Raw genomic sequence first — 24947 nt, 5'->3', positions numbered from 1 at the left:
CGCAAATGGATATCAAACGTACCGTCCTGTGGGTAATTTTCTCAATGTCGCTGATCATGCTTTGGAATGGTTGGGGACAATATAACGGCAAGCCATCTATTTTTGCCGCGCCACCACCAAAAGTTGCCAGCGCCAGTGCGTCTGCATCCGCTTCAGCATCTGCCGCGGCCAGCGCCGCTGCAAGCACTGTAGCGGCTGCCCCCGGTGCCGATGTAGCGGCCGCGCCGGTGATCAAGAGTGAAACCATCACGATCACTACCGACGTGATCAAGGCCGATATTGATACCATCGGTGGCGAACTCAAGCGTCTGGAACTGCTCAAGCATAAAGACAGCAACGACCACACAAAAAACATCGTCCTGTTTGACCATTCTGCAAAACGCACTTACCTGGCGCAGACCGGTTTGCTCGGTGGCCCTTTCCCCAATCACAAATCCGGCTTCGTCGCCAAGCCAGGCGCGCGCGACCTGGGTGATGGCAACCAGGTGCAACTGGTGCTGGAATCAGAGCAGAGTGGCGTCAAGCTGACCAAGACTTTCACCTTCAAGAAAGGTGAATACCTGATTGATGTACGCCATGACGTGACCAATACCGGTACTGCGGCGATTACCCCTTCCCTGTACCTGCAACTCCTGCATGATGGCACCAAGCCCGAAAGTGGCGGCATGTTCTCTGGCAGCGGCGAATTCTATGCGCCGGCTGTCTATACAGAAGCAGACAAATTCCAGAAACTGGATTTTGAAAAAATCGCCAAAGGCACGGACAGCCATGCCAAAGAGTCTGACAATGGCTGGGTAGCCATGCTGCAACACTTCTTTGTGTCTTCCTTCATCCCGCAAGACAAGGCCAAGCGTGAAATTTTCACTAAGAAGGTCGATACCAATCTGTATGCAGTAGGCAATGTCCTGCCTATGGGCAGCGTCGCCCCAGGCGCAACCGTGAGCATGAATGCACGCCTGTATTCCGGCCCGCAAGAATCGGCCAAACTGGAAGCAATTGCGCCAGGCTTTGAACTGGTCAAGGACTACGGTGTGTTGACCATCATCGCCAAGCCGCTGTTCTGGGTCATGGAACTGATACACAAGATGCTGGGCAACTGGGGCTGGACTATCGTGGTCTTCACCATCGCCATCAAACTGGCCTTGTTCCCGTTGTCTGCCGCCGGTTATCGCAGCATGGCAAAAATGAAAGTCGTGACGCCAAAAATGCAGGCTGTGCGTGAACGTTACAAAAACGATCCGCAAAAAATGAACCAGGCCATGATGGAGTTGTACAAGACCGAGAAGATCAACCCCCTCGGCGGCTGCTTCCCTATCCTGATCCAGATGCCGGTCTTTTTGGCGCTGTACTGGGTTTTGCAAGCCAGCGTGGAAATGCGCGGCGCGCCATGGGTGGGCTGGATCACCGACCTGACTTCGCCTGATCCATGGTATATCCTGCCTGTGGTGTATGCGATTTCCATGTACATCACTACCAAGCTGAACCCGGCTCCGGCTGACCCTATGCAGGCGAAGATGATGATGTTCATGCCGCTGGCGTTCTCGGTCATGTTCTTCTTCTTCCCGTCTGGTCTGGTGCTGTACTGGGTAGTTAACAACATCTTGTCGATTGCACAGCAGTGGGTGATCAATAACAAATTGATTCCGCCTGAGCATAAGGCTTGAAGTAGAGCTTGAAAATTGAGCAAATGAGAAAGCCCGCAAGTTTGCTTGCGGGCTTTTTTTATGGGGTATTTTGTTGGGCAAAACCTTGCTGTATTTGCGTCCCAATATGTAGGTTGGGCTACGGTTTACCAGCCCAACACTGGACGTTTTAAAAACGTTTAGGTTATTTCGAAGTTGAGTGTTGGGCTGATACCCCGTAGCCCAACTTACAAGAGCAGATAATCCTGGCATGCTCCCTGTCGCATTTCGGTCACAAACTAACAGACTAATTTGCACCCATAGTGTGCAAGCACAGATAGAATTTACCCATGATTTACGATCCCATCCCGATTGCAGCCATCGCCACCGCCCCCGGGCGTGGTGGCATAGGCGTAGTGCGCATTTCTGGCAAGAATCTTGCCCCCATTATCAGCTCCCTGTTTGGCGATATCCAGTTCAAGCCTCGCCATGCCAGTTACCTGCCATTCACCCAGGCAGATGGCACGGTCATTGACCAGGGCATCGCCATTTACTTCAAGGGGCCGCATTCCTATACCGGTGAAGACGTGCTGGAGTTGCAAGGCCATGGCGGCCCTGTGGTCATGCAGATGCTGTTGAGCCGTTGTCTGGAAGCGGGCAAGGATGCCGGACTGCGCCTGGCCGAGCCCGGTGAGTTTACCCAACGCGCCTTTCTGAACGACAAGCTTGATCTGGCACAGGCAGAAGCCGTCTCTGACCTGATCGAGGCATCGACCGAGGCAGCGGCCAAGTCGGCGTCGCAATCACTGTCGGGCGCTTTTTCCAAGGTCATCCATGCACTGGTGGAAAAAGTCGTGCATTTGCGCATGCTGGTCGAGGCGACGCTGGATTTCCCCGAAGAGGAAATCGACTTCCTGGAAAAATCGAATGCACGTGGTCAGTTGCAGGCGATACAGACAGCCCTGCAAAAAGTGTTCGAGCAGGCGGCGCAAGGCGCCTTGCTGCGCGCCGGCCTGAATGTGGTGCTGGCAGGCCAGCCGAATGTCGGCAAATCATCGTTGTTGAATGTGCTGGCGGGCGACGATGTCGCCATCGTCACGCCGATTGCCGGTACCACCCGCGACAAGGTGACAGAGACCATACACATAGAAGGCATACCGCTCAACATCATCGACACGGCCGGCATACGTCACGAGCATGATGAAGTCGAAGACGGCCAGAGCAATACCATTGATACGGTGGAACGCATAGGCATAGAGCGCACCTGGGCAGAAGTCGACAAGGCTGATGTTATACTGCATCTGTTGGACGCCAGCCGTGGCCCTACCCGTGCCGATGAAGCCATTGTTGCGCGCTTCCCCGAAGGCGTGCCGGTGATACGCATCTGGAACAAGATAGACCTGTCTGGCCACCATGCCAGCGTCGACGAAATGTCGGATGCCACGCACATTTATCTGTCGGCGCATGAACACATCGGCATCGATTTATTGCGCAAGGAGTTGCTGCGCATCGCCGGCTGGGAGCAGACGGGCGAGTCACTCTATCTGGCCCGCGAGCGTCACCTGATCGCCCTCAAGCATGCACATGAGCATTTGCAGAATGCCGCAGAATACGCCGCGCAAAATGATCAGTCGCTGGACCTGTTTGCCGAAGAACTGCGCCTGACGCAGGACCGCTTGAACAGCATCACCGGCGAATTCACATCGGATGATTTGCTCGGTGTGATCTTCTCGCGCTTCTGTATCGGCAAATAAGTTTTACTGATCACATGGCGCAACTCAAGAAACTGGCAGATTTTGTCCCGCGCTTCTGGCGTGACGACAGGTTGCCATTCATTGAGGCGCGTTATCTGGCCGACGGCCGCAGCGCCTGTTATGACAGGCATGCTCACCAGACTTTCAGCATAGGTGCAATCATCACCGGTGAAAGCAGCTTTGTCATCGACAGTGCGGAACATCGTGTGCAGGCGGGCAGCGTTGTCATCATCAATCCCGGGCGGGTGCATGCCTGTAATCCGGTTGATGAGTTGCCCTGGTCTTATTGCATGCTGTATGTGGATGCTGCATGGTTAGGCGCGCTTCAACAAGAACTGGGACAGCAGGGTGAGACCGGTTTCCATGCCTATGCAACGGTGGTCTCTGAGGAACCAGCCTTGTTTGAAGGCATGCTTGCGCTTTACGAAACGCTGGTTGATCCTGACCAGGATTTGATGGCCAGGCAAGGGGCCGTGATCGATTATTTTTCTGAAATGCACAGGCATTTGCAGCCTGCACCTGTGGAGTTACGGACAGAAAATAACAAGTTGCAACTGGCTGCTGATTTTATCCATGCGCATTGTACGCAAGAACTCAATCTTGACGACATCGCTGCCCATGCGGGTTTGTCAGCCTCTTATCTGTTCCGTGCCTTTAAAAAGCAGTATGGCATGACGCCGCATGCTTACCTGGTCAACCGCCGCGTGCAGTATGCACAAGAGCAATTGAAGCGTGGTGTCAGCATTGCCGATGCGGCAGTCGAAGCTGGCTTTGCCGACCAGGCGCATTTGCAGCGCGTATTCAAGCGCCTGCTGTCGGCAACGCCGGGGCAATACCAGGCCTGAGTTTTTTCAAACCAGCAGCAGATATATGGCACTGGCAAACAGCAGCAATGCCAGGCTGCGATTAAAGCCGCGCATCAGCGCCGGTTTCTTGAACAACTGGCGCAAGGCGGTGCCTGCATAGGCCCATGCGGCGATAGACAGATAACAAATCACAAAATAGATCACGGTGAAATGCCAGATCATGGTGGTGTCGCCATTGGCTGCGTAAGCACCCATGCCCGCGATGGAGGCCAGCCAGGCCTTGGGATTAAGCCATTGCATCATCGCTCCATACCATGCAGACGGCCCTTTGCTGCCTTCTGCTGCATCAATGACACCATTGTCGATCGCCAGCTTGTAGGCGAGAAACAGCAAGAATGCCACACCAGCCCATTGTATGATGCGCGTGAACCCAGGCAGAACGGCCAGTAATTCATGCAGGCCCAGGCCAGTCAACAGCAGCAAAACCGTAAAGCCTATGGTCGCACCTGTGACATGCGCCAGGCTGGCGCGAAAGCCAAACTGCGTGCCTGAACGCAAAGCCATGATATTGACCGGACCGGGAGAAACAGAGGCAGCCAGTGCGAAGGCTGCCATCGACAGATAGAGATTATTCATAATGCCTGTGCAGAGTTGATGGATCAATGCGGCATTAAACCCTGCACGGGCATTTGTGTATTGAAGAAAACTACCCTGCAGCAGATGTCATGATGGCTTGTAACCTGGGGCGGAAATCATCGACCAGGCGTTTGCGGCTGCACAGGTGATATTCTGCCGGTGAGAACCACATTGCAGCGGCGGCAAAGGCATCAACCAGGGGTAGGAGTTCCGCCGCTTCTGCCTGACTGAAACTGGCTTTGGCGCCATTTTCACTGAGGGCGCTGAGTTTTTCCTGCAGGATTTCCTTGTTGGCGATGGCCGCTTCCGACACCGGATTGGCAACGCACAGGCCAAACGTGCCGAGCAAAAAGTGTTTCCATGAAAACTCCACGCGCTCCGTCAGACCCGTGGTTTTGATCGTGCCATCGGGCTCAAAACTGTCGGCGATATTCCACAAAGAGATGTTCAGTGCAGATAACGCGGCACTGAAGTTGACAATGAACTCCTGTTTGAGTGCCGCAGGGGCTGCGTCTATGCCATGGGCTGCAATCATCTGTTTTGCTCTGTCAAACCAGACAGTATTGGCCGGGTGAAAATAATCACCGGAGCTGGTATCTGTCGCCTCCATTTCACCAAATACAGCCGAGCATATTTTGGCATTTTCTGTCACGACGTAAGAAGGTGCAGGCAGCATCTGCGCCTGCATTAGCGTGTCAATTTCTGCTTCACTGCTCTGACAGGCAGCGGCAAATTGCGCCTTGTTCAGATAGTGTTTTTTGAGATAGAGATCAAGTTCTGACATGCTGGATTTTCCTTGAAAAATTAGACGTGTATTTTACGGCTATCAACCGGAGCCTGCTCACGCTCGGACAAACCGTAGTCACGTACCACGTGAGCGATGCGCAAACGATAGTCTGCGAAGATGTGTTTGCGCCCCTGTGACTGGGCAGCGCGATGTTCTTCAGTATTGCGCCAGTTCGCAACGGCTGCTTCATCACGCCAGAAAGACAGGGACAGAATCTTCGATGGATCGGTCAGGCTCTGGAAGCGTTCTATCGAAATGAAACCATCCATCTCTTTGAGCAGAGGGGCCAACTGTGCGGCGATGCCCAGGTATTCCTGCTTGTTTTCTGCGTGTGGTATGACTTCAAAAATGACGGCGATCATGATGACTGCTCCTTGTTGGTGGTCTGACTGGATTGTGTAAATTGTGGCAGGCGGCCATTGAGGGAAGGGCGGTAAGTCCATGTCAGGTGTTGCCAATTGAAATCGGGTGAGTCGAGCAAATACATGATGACCTTGGCAGCGATCTGTTCGGCAATAGCCTGGCCAGGGCAGGCGTGGCGCCCATGGCCGAAGGTGAAAACTTTTCTGTCTGTACGCTGCAGTTGCAAAAGATCAGGGTCTGGATTAGCAGCCGGGTCGCGATTGGCGGCGGCCAGCAGAACGACGATCGTATCGCCTGCCTGCAGGCTTAGTCCGCTGATCTCGCAAGCCTGGGTCACGAAGCGGCGCGTGTTTTGCACCGGTGCATCGAAGCGTGCTACTTCTGCGACCAGGTTTTTTATGTGCGTTTGCAAATCTGTTTTCTCTCCTTGCAAACCTTGCAGTAGTTCCGAATGCTGATGCAGGGCAGCGATGCTGTTGCCGGTGAGGCCCGCTGTTGCCTCATAGGTTTGCGATAACAGGCCAATGATGTTTGCCAGCAGTGCGTCAGTGTTGGTCCAGTGGGTTTGTTGCGCTTCTTTTTGCAGGTGTGCCAGAAAACTGTCTGCCGGTGATGTGCTGTCTTTCAGTAGTTGCCTGAAGCTGGTTTGCAGGGATTGTGCAGCACGATGCGCGGCATCGATTTGCGCAGGTGTACTCAGCGGTGACAGACAACGCACGAAATCAGCCATCCAGTTTGCCAGTTCTGGCAATGCTTCTGGCCTCAGGCCAAGGATGCTACCCATGACATGAACAGGCAGGTCGAACAGGTATTGGGTTAGCACCTGTCCCTGGTTCAATGCCAGACCTGTAGCATGTTGTGCTGCATGCCTGCTAGCCAGTTCAGCGACGGCGGACATATCCAGTGATCGTAATGAAGTTTGCATGAGCTGTTTTGGCTGGATGTGAGCCAGACCTTCATTCATGCGCATCAGGTAAGAGAAGACTTCACCAGCGCTGCCGCCTGCGATATTTGCAGGTACAGGTTCTGTCGCAGGCCTGACCGCACAGGCAGAAGATTCCAGCACTTTTTGCACGACATCAGCACGACTGGCCAGCCAGCATTTGTGCTCAGCATCATAGGTCAGGGCAGGGCCTTGACGCAGCTTGGCATAGTAAGGGTAGGGATTGGCATGACTGGCTGCGGTCAGTACATTAAGGGTAATTTCGGTTTGCATGATGTCCTTGGCAACGAGAGAATGCGGCCAGTATAGGACTTGCCCGCATTGAACAATTCGTCTACCATCAAAGTATGGATGCAGATCATATCAACTACGCCGATACCGGACTGGCCAGGCTGGCAGGCGCCATCGCCGAACCGGCGCGGGCCCGCATGCTGTGCTGCCTGATGGATGGTCGGGCACGCACCAGTACCGAACTGGCTGTCGTGGCTGAGGTCAGCCCCTCAACCGCCAGTGTGCACTTAAGCAAATTGCTGGAACAGCATCTGGTCATTGTGATGGCGCAGGGCAAGCACAGGTATTACCAGCTGGCCAGTGGCGAAGTGGCCAATGCGCTTGAAGCCCTGCTGCTGGTGGCAGGTTTGCCACGTCCGCAGTTTGTGCCGAATACCCCGGATCGCCTGCGCAAGGCGCGTACCTGCTATGACCATATGGCGGGGGAAGTGGCAGTCGGCATGCATGATTATTTATTGCAGCAAGCCTGGATCGCACCGGTTGGCACGGATGCCAGCGACTATGAACTGACAGAAAAAGGTGAGTCAGCCTTGCAGGACATGGGTCTGGATGTAGCCGCTACGCGCAAGGCCAGGCGGCGCTTTGCCTGCTCTTGCCTGGACTGGAGTGAACGCACACCACACCTGGGAGGCGCACTGGGGGCAGCCTTGCTCAAACTGTTTTTAAGCCGCGCCTGGCTGGAACGTGATCTGGACAGCCGCGCCCTGGCGCTGACGGCCAGGGGCAGGCGCGAATTTCAAAAAGTGTTTGCCCTGAAAACCTGAATTGCGATCAGGCCTGTACCAGGGCCAGGCGTGCGATGATGGCTTTTTTCAACCTGCGGAAATACAGCAAGTCAACCAGCAGTGCCGATGCAAACAGGCTGATGACAGTGAACACACCACTTATCCACAGAGAGTCTGGCGCAACGATCTTGCCGAAAATGTAAATACTCATGAATGCGGTCAAGACAATCAGGACCTCGCGCCAGTAGGGTTTGCTGGTCTTGAAGGTGGCCTGCTCGGCTTGTTGCACCAGTGTCGCATAGTGCTTGGGGGCGACTTCTTTCAACTCTGGTACGGCCATCAATAAGATATCTGTACTGAAGTTTTGCATGATGATCTGTCCTTTACATGTCCGGGTTAGGGCTACGGCTTGACTATGGTTTGATTATCGGCTCCAGATTGCCCAATATCCAGTGGCAAATTGTAAGACATTGATAAGGGGCAAGGGCTCAAGCCCACGCCAGACAAGGGAATGACCTGCTTCAGTGGCTAATTGCATAAGAAATTTCAAAATCTTGTGCACATGGAAAGAATGAGCGGGTTTGCCTATGGTAAGGTATGGGCAAACTGTTTTCACTATTTGCATCATGTGTCAATTACTAGGAATGAACTGCAATACCCCGACTGACATCGTGTTCAGTTTTACCGGGTTTGCAACACGCGGCGGTTTGACGGACGAGCACAAGGACGGCTGGGGCATTGCTTTTTTTGAAGGACGAGGGGTGCGTACCTTTGTGGACCACCAGTCCGCGGTCGAATCGCCGGTGGCTGAGCTGATCAAACGCTATCCCATCAAATCCAAATATGTCATTGCGCACATACGCAAGGCGACACAGGGCCAGGTTAGCCTGGAAAACTGTCATCCCTTCATACGTGAATGCTGGGGACGCTACTGGGTGTTTGCCCATAATGGTGACTTGAAAGAGTTTTTCCCTGTACTCGATGGCAGCTTCCAGCCGGTAGGCAATACAGATAGCGAACGGGCCTTCTGTTATATTTTGCAGCAGATGCGCAAGCGTTTTGGTGACAATTTGCCCTCGCTGACCGAGCAGGCCGCCTTCATGCGCGAGATCACGACCGAGATCGCCGCCTATGGCACCTTCAACATGATGCTGTCGCATGGCGAAGTCTTGTTCACCCATTGTTCGACCAATCTTTACTACATCGTGCGCAAGCACCCGTTTGCGACCGCTGCGCTGACCGATGAAGATGTCGCTGTTGATTTTTCCCAGGTGACCACACCCGATGACAAGGTTGCAGTGATTGTCACCGCACCTCTGACGGCCAACGAAACATGGACGCAATATGCCGCCGGTGAAATGCTGGTGTTTGCCGATGGCGATGTGCTGGATCTGACGCAGGAGCAGGTATGAACCAGCGCCTGGTCGATCAGCTTGACACCAATTTATTGCGCGTCTTGCACACCCTGCTGACCGAGCGCAGCGTCACCCGCACCGCGATGAAACTGGGGCAATCGCAACCTGCCATCAGCAATATGCTCAAGCGCCTGCGCGAGATTACCGGGGACGCCATCCTGGTACGCGGCAAGAACGGCATGACGGCAACCGAGCGTGGTGAAGAACTCTTGCTGCTGGCCCGTCAGGGACTGAATGTCCTTGAGAGCATCGCCAGCCCGGCGCCGGCCTTCATGCCAGCTTCGACCCAGAGAGTTTTCCAGCTGGGCGCACCCGATTACCTGAGCGCCTTGCTGATTCCCCTCATCATAGAAAAGCTGCGCGAACAGGCGCCCAATGCCGGCCTGACAGTACATGCCCTGAATGCCGGTTTTGACTATGCAGCGGGCCTGGAGAGTGGCGAGCTTGATTGCGTCATCGGCAACTGGCCCGACCTGCCACCACATCTGCACCTGGCGCAATTATTCGAAGATGAAGTCGTCTGCATGGTCAACCGCAAGCACCCGGTGGTCAGCAAGGGCCTGTCGGTCAAATACTATCTGGAAATGGCCCACCTGGCCCCCACGCCTTACATGATGGGACATCGCAGTATCATCGACTCAGCCCTGGCCGAGCAAGGACTGAAGCGCAAGGTGCAGATGACCATCCCCTATTTTGGCATGGTGCCTTATGTCCTCTCGCGCACTGACCTGATCTTCACCACCAGCCGCAGTTTTGCCGTGCAATGCGCCAAAGACTGGCCGATAGAAGTCCTGCCCATGCCGATCACCGTACCCAGGATGAAGTTCTTCATGCTCTGGCATGAGCGCGCTCATGCGGCGGCAGAAGTACAGTGGTTGAGAAGGATAGTGGCGGAGGCGTCGGCCAAGGTGATGGTGTAAGAACCGGCGAACCTATTCGGCATTCGTCAAATTGTCCAGCAACAGGACGAGCTGGGGCCGCACGCGCATCGGGTCACCTTCTATGGGAGCAGTAAGTTCGCCCACTCTGACAGCTCCCATGGACAGGTAGAATTTTTCTGCGTAGGGATCAGCATCTATGGTCATTTTTTCCTGACCCAGGTAACGCGCACTATCCATAGCGTGTTGCAACAGACTACGGCCTATTCCTTGTCCCATTGCCTCTGGTAATACAAATAGATCAGCCAGGTCGCACTGAGTCCCGGCAAAGCTGAGATGATAAAAACCTAGAATTGCGTGCTCATGTTCTGCAAGCCAGACCGATTCTTTCTCAATGTGCTCTGAGGTGACAGTTAATTGCGCTTCCCATGCCTGCAGCGCGGAAGCAGGATATTTCCAATGGGCTTTGGATTGACGCGCTATCAGCGTTAATGCCCGAGCTTCTTGCGGTTGGGCGCGGCGGATAATCAACAACGGCGATGTCATAAAAATGTGCACCCTCTACTGACCCGAAAATACGACCCGGTTCAAATGGGCCGCATTCTCTGAAGAGACAAAATCTCCTGCTTTCTTCTGCGGTGTAGCAGGGAATTCGAGCGGCATGCCGCTCGCCTGCGTAACGGAGGGAGGTTTTCCTTGAATTAACCCGGTACTTTCCCCTCTACACCCTCCACATAAAACTTGATGTCATGCAGGAACTTGTCATCAGCCACGGCATCCTTGCCGAGCACTTCCTTGCCGGTATTGTCCTTGATCGGGCCTTTCCAGATGGGGGCGGTGCCGTCGATGACGCCCTGGCGTTTGTCGGCGATGAGTTTCTTGACTTCATCTGACAGGCTGGCGTTGAAGGCTTTCAGGTCTATCATGTTTTCTTTCAGGCCCCACCAGGTGGTGTCGGATTTCCATGTTTTGTTGAGTGCTTCATCGACGCGCTTGGTGTAGTACACACCCCAGTCGATGACGGATGCAGCCAGGTGGGCCTTGGCGCCGAATTTGCTCATGTCGCTGTCCCAGCCAAAGGCGTAGACGCCTTTTTCTTCCGCAGTTTGCACGACAGCGGCAGAGTCGGTATTCTGCATCAGCACATCCACGCCCTGGCCTATCAGGGTGGTAGCAGCTTCACGTTCCTTGCCCGGGTCAAACCATTTGTTAACCCAGACGACCTTGGTCGTGGCCTTGGGGTTGATTGAGCGTGCGCCCAGGGTGAAGGAGTTGATATTGCGCAGCACTTCAGGGATAGGGATGGACGCCACTACGCCCAGCTTGCCGGATTTGCTCATCTTGCCTGCGGCCACACCGGCCAGGTAGGCGCCTTCATAGGTGCGCACATCGTACTGCGCCAGGTTCTCGGCAGTTTTGTAACCGGTTGCATGCTCGAACTTGACGTCCGGGAAGTCCTTGGCGACCTTGAGCATGGCTTCCATATAGCCAAAGGTGGTGCCGAAGATGACCTTGTTGCCCTGTGTGGCCAGGTCGCGGATTACGCGTTCTGCATCGGCAGCGCTTTCGGGTACGTTTTCAACAAAGCTGGTCTTGACCTTGTCGCCGAATTTGGCTTCGACTGCCTTGCGGCCGGCGTCATGAGCGAATGTCCAGCCTGCATCACCGACCGGGCCTACATAGATGAAGCCGACCTTCAGCGGTTCTGCGGCGGCTGGTGCTGCTGCGCTGCTGGCCGGGGCCGGTGCAGACGCAGATGCCGCGCTGGCAGATTTGCTTTCTTCTTTCTGGCCGCAGCCAGCCAGGCCGACGACAGCCAGGGACAAGGCGGCTGCAAGGGTTTTTCTGCGAGACATTTTCATGGTGGGCTTCCCTCCGGTGATTAAGTTTATTTTCTTGAAAAACAGGTACAGCAAAAAACGACATCTTTATGCAGGCTCATGCAGAACCCGGGCGGAAAGGCTTGCCCAGCGAGGCCGGCATGTTCAGGCGTATCCAGTCCGGGTTCCGTGAAATCAGTACCAGGACGACGATGGTTGCCAGGTAAGGCAGCATGGACAGTATCTGTGAAGGTATCGCTATGCCTATCGCCTGGAAATGGAACTGCAAAATCGTCACGCTGCCAAATAGCAGGGAACCCAGCAAGACCCGTGCCGGACGCCAGGTGGCAAAGGTGGTCAGCGCCAGGGCAATCCAGCCACGTCCTGCCACCAGGCCTTCCACCCACATCGGCGTATAGACGACGGATAGATAAGCACCGGCGATGCCGCAGCAGGCACCGCTGAACAACAGTGACAGATAACGTATCCTGCGTACCGGATACCCGAGCGCATGGGCTGATTCCGGCGATTCGCCGATGGCGCGCAGGACCAGACCGGCGCGGCTGCGGTACAAAAACCAGATGATGCCGCCACACAGCAGCAGGCTGAAATACACAGCCAGGTGCTGGTCAAACAAGGCTTTGCCGAGAAAAGGGATATCTTCCAGCAACGGTATGCCATGGCCACCGGCAGGCAGCGACTGTCCGACAAAAGACTGGCCGATGAAGGCGGAAAGACCACCGCCAAAGATAGACAAGGCCAGGCCGGTAGCTACCTGGTTGGTGGCCAGCACCAGCGCCAGCCAGGCAAACAGACTTGCCATCAGCATGCCGGCAACGGCGCCGGCGGCAAAACCCAGCCACGGTGAATGGGTTTGATGGGCAACGGCAAAACCGACGATGGCGGCCACCAGCATCATGCCTTCGGCACCAAGATTGAGCACACCTGCACGTTCATTGATCAACAGGCCCAACGCGGCAATCAGCAGTGGCGTGCCGGAGTTGATGGAAGCGGCGATCAGCGCAGCAAAATTTTCCATAGTCGCTTATTTCTGCCAACGAAGGCGGTAATTGATCAGGGTATCGCAAGCCAGCAGCAAGAACAGCAGCATGCCCTGGAACAGGCCGGTGATGGCAGACGGCAGGCCCAGCCGTGATTGCGCCATTTCACCGCCAAGATAAAACAGCGACAGCACCAGACCGCCAAAGATGGTGCCTATGGGATTCAAGCGACCAATGAAGGCGACAATGATGGCGGCAAAACCATAACCGGGTGAAATGGAAGGCAGCACCTGGCCTATGGGGCCTGCGACTTCAAACGCGCCAGCCATACCGGCAAAGCCGCCGGAGATCAGCAACGAAGTCCACAAGGCGCGGCGGCTGGAAAAACCGGCATAGCGCGCCGCCAGCGGCGCCAGCCCGCCTACTGTCAAGCGGTAACCGGCAAAGCTGCGGTACACAAACACCGCCATCAGGGCGCTGGCGACCAGCATGACGATAAAACCGGCATGAATGCGGCTGCCCTGGAACAGGTGCGGCAACAGGTAGTCACTGGAAAACACCTTGGACTGCGGGAAGTTCATGCCATTCGGGTCTTTCAACGGGCCATTCACCGCATACATCAGCAGCAATTGTGCGATATAAGTCAGCATCAGCGACACCAGGATTTCATTGGCATTGAAGCGATCGCGCAGCAGGGCAGTAATCGATGCCCACAGTGCACCGCCGATGACACCGGCGCAAGTCGCCAGTATCAGCACCATCCCGCCCGACAAGCCGGGTGTGCCATTATCAAAATACAGGATGGTGCTGCCTGCCGCCAGGCCACCGGCTATCAGCTGCCCCTCGGCGCCTATGTTCCAGACATTGGCGCGGTAACAGACGGACAAACCCAGGGCGCATAAAACCAGCGGTGTCGTCTTGAGCAACAGTTCTGCAATGGCGGCCTTGCTGCGTACCGGTTCGATCAGGAAGACCTGCAAGCCGGTCAAAGGGTTTTTACCCAGCGCCGTGAACAGCAGGGCGCCGAAGAATATGGTCAGCAACAGTGCCAGCACAGGTGAAAAATACGCCATGCTGCGCGAACTGGCTGCGCGCAATTCCAGCTTAAGCATGGTTACCCCTTTCACGACGGCGGGGTGTCCTGCCCAGCGATACGGTTTCTGCTGTTGTCCATTCTTCCCACAGGCCGCTCATCCACATTCCTATTTTTTCCCTGGTGGCGCTGGCCGTTGCAATGGAGGGTGACAGACGGCCCTTGGCAATGACATGCATGCGATCACACAATTCAAATAATTCATCAAGTTCTTCTGAAATAACCAGTACCGCGCAACCGGCCTGTTTCAATGCACGTATTTCTTCATGGATTTGCGCTGCCGCCCCGACATCCACGCCCCAGGTAGGCTGGGCGACGATGAAGACGTCAGGTCTGCGTGTGATTTCGCGGCCGACGATAAACTTTTGCAGATTGCCGCCTGACAGGCTGCGCGCCAGTGCTGCCGGCCCGCCAGCCTTGACCTTGAAGCGGCTGATGATGTCTGCTGCTGCCTGTATGGTATGGCGGAAATTGATCATGCCTGTGCGCACAAAGGGCTGGTGCTGGTGCGACAGCAGCATGTTGTCAGTCAGGCTTAGTTCCGGTACGGCGCCGCGCCCCAGCCGTTCTTCCGGTACCAGGCTCTGGCCCAGGCTGCGCCTGGTTTCAGGACCGCGATTGCCGACAGGTTTACCTTTGAGCTGTATCATCTGCGGAGCAGCGCGCCTGTCTTCACCGGACAGGGCCGCCAGCAGTTCTTGCTGGCCATTGCCCGATACCCCGGCAATGCCGACGATTTCGCCGCCAAACAATTCCAGTTGTATGTCTTCCAGTGCAGTGGCAAAGGCATGCGCTTTTGGCAGGCTTAATTGCCTGATCTGCAGGCGTGATTCACCGAGTGTGACGGGTTCGGTATAGCTTGAAGGCGGCAAGTCCTCGCCTATCATCAGGCGTGACAGGCTGGCGGCGGATTCCTGCGCCGGATCGCAATGACCGGTGACCTTGCCTGCCCGCATCACGGTAGCGCTATGGCAGAGTTCGCGGATTTCATCAAGCTTGTGGCTGATATACAGTATGCTGCAGCCTTCATCGGCAATCTTGCGCAGGGTGACAAACAGTTTTTGTACAGCCTGCGGCGTCAGCACGGAAGTCGGCTCATCAAGGATCAGCAATTGCGGCCTGGTCAGCAGGGCACGGACGATTTCCACACGCTGTCGCTCACCCACAGACAGGGTGTGCACATGGCGGTGCGGTTCCAGTTCCAGCCCATAGTTGTCACCGGTGCGGGCGATTTGCTCTGCCAGTTCCAGCATGTTGACGTCTTGCCCCAGGCCCAGGGCGATGTTCTCGGTGACGGTCAGGGTATCAAACAGGGAGAAATGCTGGAATACCATGGCAATGCCGAGCTTGCGCGCATCTTGTGGATTGGCCACTTTGACTTCCTGGCCATTCCAGCGCACCGTACCCGAGTCAGGTTTGACGGCACCAAAAATGATTTTCATCAGGGTGGATTTGCCGGCGCCATTTTCACCAAGCACTGCGTGGATTTCACCAGGGGCCACTTGCAGATTGACACCGTCGTTGGCTATCACGGAAGGATAGCGTTTGCTGATATTGCTCAATTCCAGGCGGGGCAATACAGGTGAAGCGGCAGAATTCACGTTGAGCTTTCCATCTGACGAAGAGATTCAAGAGTAGGGAGTTAGCCAGCATGCGCACATCACGCCAGCGACATGTTGGACATTTGCCTGACATTATAAGTGGCTCAGTGTGCTTGAACAGCACAAATTCAACATCCCCGCCGCATTTGTGAATCAGGTGTTTTGCCCATGCGTGGGAAAATTTAAACGAAATCATTTAAATTTTTCATGCATAGTCATTGACGTTGTTTTCCAGCATCAGGGTTTTCTGTGAAGACAACAGCTTGTTACCAGGCAACAGGCTTGGCAGTCCAGGCAGTACGGGCAGCAGCATGCCGGAACAGCATATACAATAGACTGAACCTGACAGCACTCTTGCCACCATGCCCGGACCTGCCAATTTTCGTGATGATGCCCGTTTCTGGCGCAGCCCTCTGCTGCCAGATGCCGAGCTGTTGACGGCAGAGTATTTTGCCCAGGAATTTGCGCCGCACTGGCATGAGGGGTTTTCCATTCCCGTCATCCAGTCCGGTGCGCAGACTTATCGCTATCGCGGAACACGTTGCCTGGCCTCAGTCGGTTGCATCGCCGCCATCAACCCTGGCGAGGTGCATACCGGTGAGCGTGCGACAGATCACGGCTGGGCTTACCGGGCCTTTTATCCCTCTGTTGACTGGATGCAGCAACTGGCGTCTGACATGGCTGGGACACCTGTCGGCGTGCCCTGGTTACCTGATGGTGTGATAGAAGATGCCGAGGTCGCCGCGCAACTGGCACTGGCGCACCGCATGCTCGAAGTCGGCAATGACCCGCTGGCGGCAGAAAATGCCCTGACGGCTGGTTTTGCCCTGTTATTGTCGCGCTATGCCCGTAACCGTCCCGTGACACAGACGGTGTTGCCAGATGCCGCCAGAGTGGAGCTGATGAAAGCCAGACTCAGTGAAAACCTGAGCGAGGCCCTGAGTCTGTCCGAACTGGCGCAACAGGTAGGTTTATCCCCTTTTTATGCGGCACGCCTGTTTTCGCGTACCACGGGCATGCCGCCGCATGCCTGGCGCAATCAGTTGAGACTGAATCGGGCGCAAAGCCTGTTACGACAAAACCTGTCGGTAACCGAGATTGCCACAATGACAGGTTTTGCCGATCAAAGCCATTTCAATCGCCACTTCAAGCGGGCTTTTGGTGTTGCCCCGGGTCGCTGGCGGCTGTAAATCCTGACATTGTTCGATTTAGCGCAACATTCGGGCAATATTCAGGGCCACAAGCAGTTGATTTAACGCGGTGTTTGCCGAGTTGATACCCGTATTAGCGCAAGATTGTACAAGCGCAATCCGGTTTTGCCGTGCAAGATTCCAGTTCAAGCATATTGATACCTGGATACAGCCATGCCCACCACTTCCCGATTGACAAGTTTTACTGCCGGTATCCGTGATACCGTCCCCATGCTGGTCGGTGCTGCACCCTTTGGCATGATCTTTGGCGCGCTAGTTGCCACGGCACAAATGCAACTCTGGCAGGGGCAGTTAATGTCACTGGCAGTGTTTGCCGGCTCCAGTCAGTTCATTGCCACCGGTCTTATCGCCAGCCACACCGGCATGCTGGTGATCTGGCTGGCGACTTTCATCGTCAACCTGCGCCACATGCTGTATGCCGCCGCCCTGATGCCGCATGTGCGTCATTTACCACGTCGCTGGCGCTGGGGTTTGGGGTTTTTACTGACTGACGAGACCTTTGCCGTGGTCGACCGCTATTACCGTGACCATCCGCAGGCTGCACAGGGGCACTGGTATTTCCTTGGTTCCGGCCTGTCCATGTATATCAACTGGCAAGCCTGGACCCTGGTGGGCCTGCTGTTTGGTGCGATCTTCCCCAAGTTGCAGACGCTGGGCCTGGACTTTGCGATGGTGGCGACCTTTATCGCCATTGTGGTGCCGCAGTTGTTCAAGCGGCCACATTTGTTTGCCGCGATTGTGGCGGGTGGTGCGGCGTACCTGTTGCAGGACCTGCCCTATAAACTGGGTTTGCTGATCGCCATTGCCAGTGGTGTCACTGTCGGCATGCTGGCCTCGCCATTTCTTGGCGACAAACAAGTCAGGCTGGAGCAGGCATGAATACGACCATGGATATAACAATGACCATTCTTGGCATGGCTGTTATCACCTTTCTGGTGAAGGCCCTGATCTTTATCCTGGGTGACCGCGTGGCGTTCTCTGTCAATGTGAAGAAGGCACTCGACTTTGTACCGGTCACGGTGCTGACCGCAATCATCGTGCCGATGATACTGTCACCGCATGGTAAAGGGCTGGAACTGAGCTGGCATAACCCTCAGCTGGTGGCGGCCAGCGTGGCTGCCTTGCTTTGTGCAGTGACCCGGCATCAGTTGCTGACCATTATCACTGGCCTGGTTGTCTTTTTTTTCTGGCAATTTGTATTGAGTTGACGACATCTTGTGTTACAAGAACTTGCTCTGACTGCGGTGGTGACGTGCTGTCTGCGTAGTAATATGTGGGTTTTGATTTTTCCAGACTGCAGGACATGACTTACGATTTCAGCGCCGTCAACGCCGCCATGCAAAAATATGTGGACAGGGAAATCCTGTCCGGTGTGTCCACCGCCGTCCTGGTCGGGCGCGAACTGGTGCACAGCCATTGCACAGGTTGGGCAGACCGTGAAAGCCGGACGCCGATGCGCGATGATCATCTGTTTCGCGTGTTTTCCAATACCAAGCTGATTACATCCATGGCAGTACTGCTGCTGATGGAAGATGGCAAGCTGGAACTGGATCAGCCAGCTGAAGAGTTTTTGCCACAACTGGCAAACCGCAGGGTGCTCAGGCCAGGTGCTGCCAGCATAGACGATACCGAAGCAGCCCGTTCCCCTATCACGATACGGCAATTGCTCAATCACAGCTCCGGCCTCAGTTATGGTCTGCTTGACCACGGTACGCTGATGTACAAGGCCTATAATGAAAGACGGGTGATGAATGCCTTCAGCAGCCTGGCAGACATGATGGATGTCCTGGCCGGGCTGCCGCTGAGTTTTCATCCTGGTACAGCCTGGGAATATTCGATTGCCACCGATGTGCTGGCCAGACTGGTCGAAGTGGTCAGCGGCATGAGCTTTGACCGTTTCCTGCAAATGCGCATACTCAATCCTCTGGCCATGCATGACACCGGGTTTGTCGTGCCTGAACACAAGCGTGAACTGCTCGCATCGTATTATTCCGGCGCTGATCCGCAAAACATCTTGCAGCGTGGTTTGCGCAAGCTTGACAAATCACCGTACCCCGGCGCCTTTGTGACGCCGGTCGCCCGTCTGTCCGGTGGTGGTGGCCTGGTGTCGAGCATGCAGGACATGCTGGCTCTGATGCGCAGCCTCATGCCGGATGGCGACACCTTGTTGAGGCCGGACACGATCAGGTTGATGATGCAAAACCATTTGCCGTCAGGTACCGGTATCGCATTTCCCGGTGTGGGCGCCGTACCGGGCAAGGGTTTTGGACTGGGTGGCGCTGTCACTTTGCAGCCTTCTTCCATCGACCCGCCGGCGGCGGCTGGTGAATTTGAATGGGGTGGCATTGCCGGTACCCACTGGTGGATATCACCGCGCCATCATATTGCCGGTGTTCTGATGACGCAAAGGCTGATGAGCTTCTGGCACCCGTTTTCTTTCGACTTCAAGCGGTTGGCCTATGAGGCGGTAGGCCATCGCGCCGCAGTGTGATAAGCAGATAATTGTGATGAATATGAGGAGAGCAGCATGAGTTTCAAGACAGCGCAAATACGGCGTACCCTACTTGGTGCTTCTTGCATCAGTGTATTGGCGGCATTGACAGCCTGTACCAGTGTACAGGTGAAGAATGAAGAAGCCGACAAGCTGCAGGCCGCCTGGGTTGTGCTCGGTGAGCAGGGGCAGGCGATTGCCCGCGCTGTTACGACGGATACCGTTTGCCCGACACTGGTGCAGGATGGCATGCTGCAAACCATGGCTACACGTGCACCGATGGAAACCCTGGCCTTGCGCAAGACAGCCAGCAAGTCCGAAGACAGCAAGCCTTCGGCTTTTCCTGTACTGACCTGTGAAGCACCACTGCCAGCGACAGTCAAGACTGCCCGCATAGCCGGGCGCGATTTGCCCTTGCCAAAACCGGTGGCGCAAAAAATCATCGTGATCGGTGATACCGGCTGCCGCCTGAAATCGAATGATGATTATTTCCAGTCCTGCAATGACAGTGAAAAATGGGCTTTCCGTGAAATGGTGCAGACTGCAGCGCGCTTCAAGCCTGACCTGGTTGTGCATGTCGGTGATTATCATTACCGCGAAAATGCCTGCCCCGCAGGTAACAAGGAATGTGCAGGCAGTCCCTGGGGTTATGGCTGGGATACCTGGCAAGCCGATTTTTTTTCACCGGCAAGTGCTTTGCTGCAAGCTGCGCCATGGGTGGTGGTGCGTGGCAATCATGAAACCTGTGTGCGAGCCGGTCAGGGCTGGTGGCGTCTGATGGACCCCAGGCCTTTGCAAAAAGGGCGTGACTGTGCGCAAGAGCAGAATGATATGACTGGCGATTATAGTGATCCCTATGCTGTGCCGCTGGGCCGCATCGGTGGCGAGCATGCACAATTGATCATATTTGATTCCGCAAAAATGCCTATCAAGGCATTTGCCAAAACAGATACCGCCTACCAGGTTTATACAGAACAATTCAAGACAGTCAACAAACTGGCAGATGCAGCCGACTTCAACCTCTTCATCAGCCATCATCCGGTACTGGGCTTTGCGGTGGAACGCAAGAAGGATGGCGACCTGAAAATCTACCAGGGCAGCCTGCCCATGCAGGACATCATGCAGGGCCTGAACGGTACGCGGTTATTTCCCGCCAAAGTGCAGGCCACCCTGGCCGGTCATGTGCACTTGTTTGAAGCGCTGACTTTCAGCACCGACCAGCCAGTGCAATTTGTTTCGGGCAACGGCGGCTCTTCGCTGGACGCCCCTTTGCCAGTACCGCTGGCAGCCAATTCCACACCTTACAACGAGGCCAGGCTGGATCACTTCAGCAATTCAAATGATGTTGGCTTCATGACCATAGAGCGCGAACAACCGGGCTGGAAATTCCAGGCATGGAACAAGCACGGCAAGATGATTGAAGAATGCCGTACAGATGGCAAGAAGACGGAATGCAAGCCCGCTGCAAAATAAACCAGTGGTGAGTCAGGAGTGGGTAGCCAGATGGCTGCCGACCTGGCTCGCTTCTGTCTCTGGAGCTGTCAGCGGCAGCACCATGGTGAAGCAACTACCCTGCCCACCATCACTGGATAAATGAATTTTGCCGCCGAGTACCGTGGTCACCAGGTTGTAGGCGATATTCATACCAAGGCCAGATCCTCCCTGGCCAAATTTGGTGGTGAAAAAAGGGTCAAACACTTTACCCAGATGTTCGGCAGCGATGCCACGGCCATCATCACTGAATTGTATTTCCACATGTTGCGCATCAATCAGGTGACAGCTTAAACACATGATACCTGTTTGCCGGTCTTCAAAACCATGCCTGATCGCATTCGTCACGAAGTTGCCTATGATCTGACCCAGTGCGCCGGGAAAGCTGTTCATGCTGATACCTTCCTGCAAATCAGTCTTCATTTCATACGGTGTCTTGGTATACAGGGAAGAATTGGTCAGCAAAATCTCTTCCAGGGCCTGGCGCAAGTCAAAATCCCTGCGCATGTCGCTGGACTGATCGACGGCAACATGCTTGAAACTGCGTATCAATTCTGATGCGCGTATCAGGGAGCGCATCAATACATCCGAACCGAAGACGATATTATCGAGGAAGGTATTGAAGGAGCTGCGCTTGATCATGCCCTGCCGGGTTTCGTCCTGCAGGCGCAGGGCTTCATCCTGCAAGGTACTGGCCACGGTGACGCTGTTGCCGATGGGCGTATTGAGTTCATGCGCGACACCTGCCACCAGCGAACCCAGCGAAGCCAGTTTCTCTTGTCTTATCAGTTCTCCCTGCATCATTTGCAGGGAGTCAAGCGCTGCCGCCAGGTCGGCGTTGGAGCGTTCCAGGTTCTCTGTACGTCTGGCGACCCTTTCTTCCAGAGAGGCATTGAGCAACAGCAAATCCTGTTCGGCGGCGAGCTGACGGGTAACGTCCTGCGGCGTAATGATATAGCGCTCTTCACCGTCTGCCAGGTAAGTGCGCGAAGATAACAGGCAAATTCTGTGCGAACCGTCGGCATGTATCAGCGTGGCCTGGAAAAGATCTACCTGCGATTCTGAACGCAGCATGTTGGTGAATCGCTTTAACTGTTCTTTATCTGCCCAGAATTTTTTTTGATAATTGATAGTGTCTGTCAGTATTTCTTCACGCCGGTAACCGAACAGTTTGATCCAGGCATCATTGACCGCATCGATCTTGCGGGTGTTTAAATTCACCAGAGACAGTGGCAATGGCGAACGCTCAAAGATTTCAGAGAACTTGTATTCGGCATTTCTCAGTGTTGCTTCTGAAACCCGTAACTTGTGTACCTGTATCGCCAGCAAGCCCATGACGGACAATAAAAATATGATGACTGCCAGGGTGAACACCAGCCTGGTTTGCAGACGCTGCTGCCATGGTTCCAGCATGCTTTCATAGTCACGACCATATACCACGGTCAGTGGGAAACCGTTCACCTTGCGATAGACATACAGTCGTTCGACTTCATCATCGAGCCAGGACGGGTCAGAAAAACTGCCTTCATTGTCGAGTTTTTCCAGATTGCGGGTAGCTGCTTCCTTGCTGATGTCGCGGTTCACATAGCGTGCTTCGAAAGGAGAGCGGACGATGATGAAGCCTGCATTGGCGATCAGGGCCAGCATGGCATTGTTTTCTTTCGCCACGTTGGCATACAGGTCAGCAAAATAGGCGATCCGTATGTCGGTACTGATCATGGCCAGCTGCTTGCCATTCTTGTCGAAAATATTGCGGGCAATGGGCAGTACCAACTGACTGTCGTAGCGACTTTCATAAGGGTTGCCGATGACGACTTCCCTGTGTTCCGGGTGCTTGAGCAAAAAGCGTATGTCTTCACGATCTGCGACACGCATCTGGTGCGCCGGAAAGTCCGGTGAGCTGACCCAGCTATTGCCTTGCAGGTCTACATAGCGTAAGGATTTGATATAGCGGTTGTCCTGGATATCATACGATGCCAGCAGGCTGTGGATAGCCGCAGTGTCATGGGTGAAGGATGCCACGGCTGCAGCGATGGCATCGAGTTTCTGTACACCGTCCTGCATGGTCTGGGTAACATGCTCTTCGAGCAGGCGCACGGCGACATGGGCATTATTGCTTTCTGCCTGCAGGGTCAGTGCCTTGTCTTGCTGCACGCTCCAGTAGGATTGCGCCAGTATCGCCAATACGATTAGCAAAGTGACTGCCAGCAGACTCATATTTCTGCGAAAAAACATGCTCTTTTTATCTTTGTCGGCTGCCATGGCTGTCTTTATTTCACCCTGCCTTCGCGCCAGGCCTGCAATAGTTTTTCATAGTCTATGGTTTCGCCGCGCGGTTTTTCCTGAGCCAGTTTTTTCCAGGGAGCCCCTTTGTCACTCAGGTATTTCGACGGATCTTGCAGCGCATTGAGTTTTGGCGCACAGTTTTTCATTCCCTTGCTTTGCAATTCGGCCATCACGCTATCCATCTGGTCAGCCAGCTTGTCCAGGGCAGCCTGCGGGCTGAGTTCGCCCTGTATGGCTGGCGCGATGTTGCTCCACCATAAATTCGCCAGTCTGGGATAGTCAGGTACATTGTTGCCGGTTGGTGTCCAGGCGATGCGGGCCGGGCTGCGGTAAAACTCGATCAGGCCACCGTAGCGCGGCGCATTTTTTGTAAAGTATTCATGTCGTATGTCTGATTCACGTATGAAGGTCAGACCAACAATGGATTTTTTCAGTGAAACGGTTTTTGCCGTGACAAATTGTGCGTATAACCAGGCTGCTGCCTTGCGTGCAGGCGGTGTGGATTTGAAGAAAGTCCATGACCCTACATCCTGGTAACCATTCTGCATGCCGGTTTTCCAGTAGGCGCCATGAGGGGAGGGCGCCATGCGCCACTTCGGTGTGCCATCGGGGTTCATGACCTTGAGTTCTGGTTTGATCATCGATGACGTGAATGCCGTATACCAGAAAATCTGCTGGGCAATCTGCCCTTGCGCCGGTACCGGACCGGCTTCGCTGAAGTTCAGTTGCCTGGCCTGTGGCGGTGCGTATTTGTTCAGCCATTCCAGGTATTTGGTCAGCGCATACACGGCGGCAGGCGAATTGGTTGCGCCACCCCTGGCAACGCTGGCGCCAACGGCCGTGCATTTGTCGCTGGATACCCGTATACCCCATTCATCCACTGGCAGGCCATTTGGTATGCCACGGTCTGCCGCACCGGCCATTGACAGCCAGGCGTCAGTAAAACGCCAGCCGAGTGAAGGATCGCGCTTGCCGTAATCCATATGCCCGTAGATGGGTTTGCCATCGATGGACTTGACATCAAGGCTAAAGAATTCGGCTATGTCCTCATAGGCAGACCAGTTTTGCGGTACGCCAAGTTCATAGCCATATTTTTGCCTGAAACGCTCCTGCAAGTCCTTGCGGGCAAACAGGTCAGCGCGGAACCAGTACAGGTTGGCAAACTGCTGGTCAGGCAACTGGTAGAGCTTGCCGTCCGGCGCGGTGGTGAAACTGGTGCCGATGAAGTCCTTGATATCCAGGCCTGGATTGGTGTACTCCTTGCCGGCGCCCTTCATGTAATCTGACAAGGGCTCTATCACACCATAGCGGTAATGTGTGCCTATCAGGTCAGAATCGGATATCCACCCATCGTAGTTGCTGTTGTCAGTGTAGATGGCTTTTTGCAGGCGGTCGACGAGCTCGCCTTCTGGCATGGTTTCATGGATCACCTTGATGCCTGTGATGTCCTCGAAGGCCTTGCTCAGCACCGTTGATTCATAGACATGCGTATCGATGATTTCAGATACCACCCGGATTTCCCTGACGCCCTTGCGCTTGAGTTGTTCGGCAGCAGCAATGAACCATGCCATTTCTTCCAGTTGCCGGGGGCGCGACAGACTGGAAATGGCAAACTCCTGATCCAGCCATTTTTCTGCTGCTTTCTGATCCGCCATGGCCTGACTCATGCTCAGCATGCAGCACAGCGTCAAGCCTGAAATCCGTATTGCAATCCGTATGCTGCTCATCAATGT

Annotated in this window: 23 protein-coding genes; 11 read left to right on the top strand and 12 right to left on the bottom strand. The window is 54.8% G+C overall.

The features are described from left to right. The first annotated feature begins 5 nt into the window (after nt 1-5). The 3 genes from yidC to LZ463_RS03200 all read left to right on the top strand — a co-directional run bounded on the left by yidC (nt 6) and on the right by LZ463_RS03200 (nt 4221). Nucleotides 6-1664, top strand: a complete 1659-nt coding sequence (gene yidC, locus LZ463_RS03210; RefSeq protein WP_241453779.1) for a membrane protein insertase YidC — start codon at nt 6-8, stop codon at nt 1662-1664. 308 nt (nt 1665-1972) lie between these two features. Continuing rightward, nucleotides 1973-3376, top strand: coding sequence for a tRNA uridine-5-carboxymethylaminomethyl(34) synthesis GTPase MnmE (gene mnmE / locus LZ463_RS03205; RefSeq protein ID WP_241453776.1), 1404 nt, complete (start codon nt 1973-1975; stop codon nt 3374-3376). Between the two features lie 14 nt (nt 3377-3390). Further along, on the top strand, nt 3391-4221 hold the full coding sequence (locus tag LZ463_RS03200; RefSeq protein WP_241453775.1) for an AraC family transcriptional regulator: 831 nt from the start codon (nt 3391-3393) through the stop codon (nt 4219-4221). Between the two features lie 6 nt (nt 4222-4227). Here LZ463_RS03200 and LZ463_RS03195 read toward each other — a convergent pair whose 3' ends face one another. The 4 genes from LZ463_RS03195 to LZ463_RS03180 all read right to left on the bottom strand — a co-directional run bounded on the left by LZ463_RS03195 (nt 4228) and on the right by LZ463_RS03180 (nt 7184). Next, nucleotides 4228-4818 (bottom strand): LysE family translocator, encoded by a 591-nt coding sequence (locus tag LZ463_RS03195; RefSeq protein WP_241453773.1) that lies wholly within the window; start codon nt 4816-4818, stop codon nt 4228-4230. A gap of 70 nt (nt 4819-4888) precedes the next feature. Next, nucleotides 4889-5602, bottom strand: coding sequence for a DUF6058 family natural product biosynthesis protein (locus tag LZ463_RS03190; protein WP_241453771.1), 714 nt, complete (start codon nt 5600-5602; stop codon nt 4889-4891). Between the two features lie 20 nt (nt 5603-5622). After that, a complete protein-coding gene (locus LZ463_RS03185; RefSeq protein WP_241453769.1) occupies nt 5623-5967 on the bottom strand; it encodes an antibiotic biosynthesis monooxygenase family protein in 345 nt (114 codons plus the stop codon). Beyond that, a complete protein-coding gene (locus tag LZ463_RS03180; protein ID WP_241453765.1) occupies nt 5964-7184 on the bottom strand; it encodes a cytochrome P450 in 1221 nt (406 codons plus the stop codon). Before LZ463_RS03180 ends, LZ463_RS03185 begins: the two co-directional genes overlap by 4 nt. Before the next feature lie 74 nt (nt 7185-7258). On the opposite strand from LZ463_RS03180, the gene LZ463_RS03175 reads away from it, so the two are divergent. Next, nucleotides 7259-7966 (top strand): ArsR/SmtB family transcription factor, encoded by a 708-nt coding sequence (locus tag LZ463_RS03175; protein WP_241453762.1) that lies wholly within the window; start codon nt 7259-7261, stop codon nt 7964-7966. Nucleotides 7967-7973: 7 nt separating this feature from the next. Here the strand turns inward: LZ463_RS03175 and LZ463_RS03170 are convergent, their stop codons facing one another. Then, nucleotides 7974-8297: a hypothetical protein gene (locus LZ463_RS03170; protein WP_241453760.1), complete on the bottom strand. Its 324-nt coding sequence runs from the start codon at nt 8295-8297 to the stop codon at nt 7974-7976. 256 nt (nt 8298-8553) lie between these two features. Between LZ463_RS03170 and LZ463_RS03165 the strand changes: the two genes are divergently transcribed. Then, nucleotides 8554-9339 (top strand): class II glutamine amidotransferase, encoded by a 786-nt coding sequence (locus LZ463_RS03165; protein ID WP_241453758.1) that lies wholly within the window; start codon nt 8554-8556, stop codon nt 9337-9339. After that, nucleotides 9336-10262 carry a LysR family transcriptional regulator gene (locus tag LZ463_RS03160; RefSeq protein ID WP_241453756.1) on the top strand — a complete coding sequence of 309 codons (927 nt, stop codon included), beginning with the start codon at nt 9336-9338 and terminating at the stop codon, nt 10260-10262. The genes LZ463_RS03165 and LZ463_RS03160 overlap by 4 nt, the downstream gene beginning before the upstream one ends. Before the next feature lie 12 nt (nt 10263-10274). Here the strand turns inward: LZ463_RS03160 and LZ463_RS03155 are convergent, their stop codons facing one another. The 5 genes from LZ463_RS03155 to LZ463_RS03135 all read right to left on the bottom strand — a co-directional run bounded on the left by LZ463_RS03155 (nt 10275) and on the right by LZ463_RS03135 (nt 15735). Then, nucleotides 10275-10766 (bottom strand): GNAT family N-acetyltransferase, encoded by a 492-nt coding sequence (locus LZ463_RS03155; protein WP_241453753.1) that lies wholly within the window; start codon nt 10764-10766, stop codon nt 10275-10277. A gap of 155 nt (nt 10767-10921) precedes the next feature. Next, entirely contained in the window at nt 10922-12082 is a 1161-nt protein-coding gene (locus LZ463_RS03150; protein ID WP_241453752.1) for a BMP family ABC transporter substrate-binding protein, read from the bottom strand. A 76-nt stretch (nt 12083-12158) separates the two neighbouring features. After that, on the bottom strand, nt 12159-13079 hold the full coding sequence (locus tag LZ463_RS03145; RefSeq protein ID WP_241453750.1) for an ABC transporter permease: 921 nt from the start codon (nt 13077-13079) through the stop codon (nt 12159-12161). A gap of 6 nt (nt 13080-13085) precedes the next feature. Next, entirely contained in the window at nt 13086-14153 is a 1068-nt protein-coding gene (locus LZ463_RS03140) for an ABC transporter permease (protein ID WP_241453749.1), read from the bottom strand. Beyond that, nucleotides 14146-15735 (bottom strand): ABC transporter ATP-binding protein, encoded by a 1590-nt coding sequence (locus LZ463_RS03135; protein WP_241453747.1) that lies wholly within the window; start codon nt 15733-15735, stop codon nt 14146-14148. The genes LZ463_RS03140 and LZ463_RS03135 overlap by 8 nt, the downstream gene beginning before the upstream one ends. 362 nt (nt 15736-16097) lie before the next feature. Between LZ463_RS03135 and LZ463_RS03130 the strand changes: the two genes are divergently transcribed. The 5 genes from LZ463_RS03130 (at nt 16098) to LZ463_RS03110 (ending at nt 20910) form a co-directional block, all read left to right on the top strand. After that, a complete protein-coding gene (locus LZ463_RS03130) occupies nt 16098-16925 on the top strand; it encodes an AraC family transcriptional regulator (protein ID WP_241453746.1) in 828 nt (275 codons plus the stop codon). A 174-nt stretch (nt 16926-17099) separates the two neighbouring features. After that, nucleotides 17100-17825, top strand: coding sequence for an AzlC family ABC transporter permease (locus LZ463_RS03125; RefSeq protein WP_241453744.1), 726 nt, complete (start codon nt 17100-17102; stop codon nt 17823-17825). 8 nt (nt 17826-17833) lie between these two features. Then, the gene (locus LZ463_RS03120; protein WP_241454284.1) at nt 17834-18154 is read left to right on the top strand and encodes an AzlD domain-containing protein; all 321 of its coding nucleotides are present in this window, start codon (nt 17834-17836) and stop codon (nt 18152-18154) included. A gap of 95 nt (nt 18155-18249) precedes the next feature. Further along, nucleotides 18250-19437: a serine hydrolase domain-containing protein gene (locus tag LZ463_RS03115; protein ID WP_241453742.1), complete on the top strand. Its 1188-nt coding sequence runs from the start codon at nt 18250-18252 to the stop codon at nt 19435-19437. A 36-nt stretch (nt 19438-19473) separates the two neighbouring features. Next, entirely contained in the window at nt 19474-20910 is a 1437-nt protein-coding gene (locus LZ463_RS03110) for a metallophosphoesterase family protein (protein WP_241453739.1), read from the top strand. A 12-nt stretch (nt 20911-20922) separates the two neighbouring features. Here the strand turns inward: LZ463_RS03110 and LZ463_RS03105 are convergent, their stop codons facing one another. Both LZ463_RS03105 and LZ463_RS03100 read right to left on the bottom strand, forming a co-directional pair. After that, a complete protein-coding gene (locus tag LZ463_RS03105; RefSeq protein ID WP_241453738.1) occupies nt 20923-23190 on the bottom strand; it encodes an ATP-binding protein in 2268 nt (755 codons plus the stop codon). A gap of 8 nt (nt 23191-23198) precedes the next feature. After that, the gene (locus LZ463_RS03100) at nt 23199-24890 is read right to left on the bottom strand and encodes an ABC transporter substrate-binding protein (RefSeq protein WP_241454283.1); all 1692 of its coding nucleotides are present in this window, start codon (nt 24888-24890) and stop codon (nt 23199-23201) included. Nucleotides 24891-24947 lie beyond the last annotated feature (57 nt).

This window comes from Undibacterium paludis (genome assembly GCF_022568815.1).
GTDB lineage: Bacteria > Pseudomonadota > Gammaproteobacteria > Burkholderiales > Burkholderiaceae_D > Undibacterium.
The sequence above is the reverse complement of the archived record's forward strand: the minus strand, read 5'-3'. Positions and strand labels throughout refer to the sequence as shown.

Excerpts from the sequence above, each read along its gene's own strand:
- LZ463_RS03150 (WP_241453752.1), bottom strand. The coding sequence starts at position 12,082 with ATGAAAATGTCTCGCAGAAAAACCCTTGCAGCCGCCTTGTCCCTGGCT.
- LZ463_RS03125 (WP_241453744.1), top strand. The coding sequence starts at position 17,100 with ATGCCCACCACTTCCCGATTGACAAGTTTTACTGCCGGTATCCGTGAT.
- yidC (WP_241453779.1), top strand. The coding sequence starts at position 6 with ATGGATATCAAACGTACCGTCCTGTGGGTAATTTTCTCAATGTCGCTG.
- LZ463_RS03170 (WP_241453760.1), bottom strand. The coding sequence starts at position 8,297 with ATGCAAAACTTCAGTACAGATATCTTATTGATGGCCGTACCAGAGTTG.
- LZ463_RS03105 (WP_241453738.1), bottom strand. The coding sequence starts at position 23,190 with ATGGCAGCCGACAAAGATAAAAAGAGCATGTTTTTTCGCAGAAATATG.
- LZ463_RS03100 (WP_241454283.1), bottom strand. The coding sequence starts at position 24,890 with ATGCTGAGCATGAGTCAGGCCATGGCGGATCAGAAAGCAGCAGAAAAA.
- mnmE (WP_241453776.1), top strand. The coding sequence starts at position 1,973 with ATGATTTACGATCCCATCCCGATTGCAGCCATCGCCACCGCCCCCGGG.
- LZ463_RS03190 (WP_241453771.1), bottom strand. The coding sequence starts at position 5,602 with ATGTCAGAACTTGATCTCTATCTCAAAAAACACTATCTGAACAAGGCG.
- LZ463_RS03200 (WP_241453775.1), top strand. The coding sequence starts at position 3,391 with ATGGCGCAACTCAAGAAACTGGCAGATTTTGTCCCGCGCTTCTGGCGT.
- LZ463_RS03165 (WP_241453758.1), top strand. The coding sequence starts at position 8,554 with ATGTGTCAATTACTAGGAATGAACTGCAATACCCCGACTGACATCGTG.
- LZ463_RS03180 (WP_241453765.1), bottom strand. The coding sequence starts at position 7,184 with ATGCAAACCGAAATTACCCTTAATGTACTGACCGCAGCCAGTCATGCC.
- LZ463_RS03115 (WP_241453742.1), top strand. The coding sequence starts at position 18,250 with ATGACTTACGATTTCAGCGCCGTCAACGCCGCCATGCAAAAATATGTG.
- LZ463_RS03110 (WP_241453739.1), top strand. The coding sequence starts at position 19,474 with ATGAGTTTCAAGACAGCGCAAATACGGCGTACCCTACTTGGTGCTTCT.
- LZ463_RS03120 (WP_241454284.1), top strand. The coding sequence starts at position 17,834 with ATGGATATAACAATGACCATTCTTGGCATGGCTGTTATCACCTTTCTG.
- LZ463_RS03195 (WP_241453773.1), bottom strand. The coding sequence starts at position 4,818 with ATGAATAATCTCTATCTGTCGATGGCAGCCTTCGCACTGGCTGCCTCT.
- LZ463_RS03175 (WP_241453762.1), top strand. The coding sequence starts at position 7,259 with ATGGATGCAGATCATATCAACTACGCCGATACCGGACTGGCCAGGCTG.
- LZ463_RS03145 (WP_241453750.1), bottom strand. The coding sequence starts at position 13,079 with ATGGAAAATTTTGCTGCGCTGATCGCCGCTTCCATCAACTCCGGCACG.
- LZ463_RS03160 (WP_241453756.1), top strand. The coding sequence starts at position 9,336 with ATGAACCAGCGCCTGGTCGATCAGCTTGACACCAATTTATTGCGCGTC.
- LZ463_RS03155 (WP_241453753.1), bottom strand. The coding sequence starts at position 10,766 with ATGACATCGCCGTTGTTGATTATCCGCCGCGCCCAACCGCAAGAAGCT.
- LZ463_RS03185 (WP_241453769.1), bottom strand. The coding sequence starts at position 5,967 with ATGATCGCCGTCATTTTTGAAGTCATACCACACGCAGAAAACAAGCAG.
- LZ463_RS03140 (WP_241453749.1), bottom strand. The coding sequence starts at position 14,153 with ATGCTTAAGCTGGAATTGCGCGCAGCCAGTTCGCGCAGCATGGCGTAT.
- LZ463_RS03130 (WP_241453746.1), top strand. The coding sequence starts at position 16,098 with ATGCCCGGACCTGCCAATTTTCGTGATGATGCCCGTTTCTGGCGCAGC.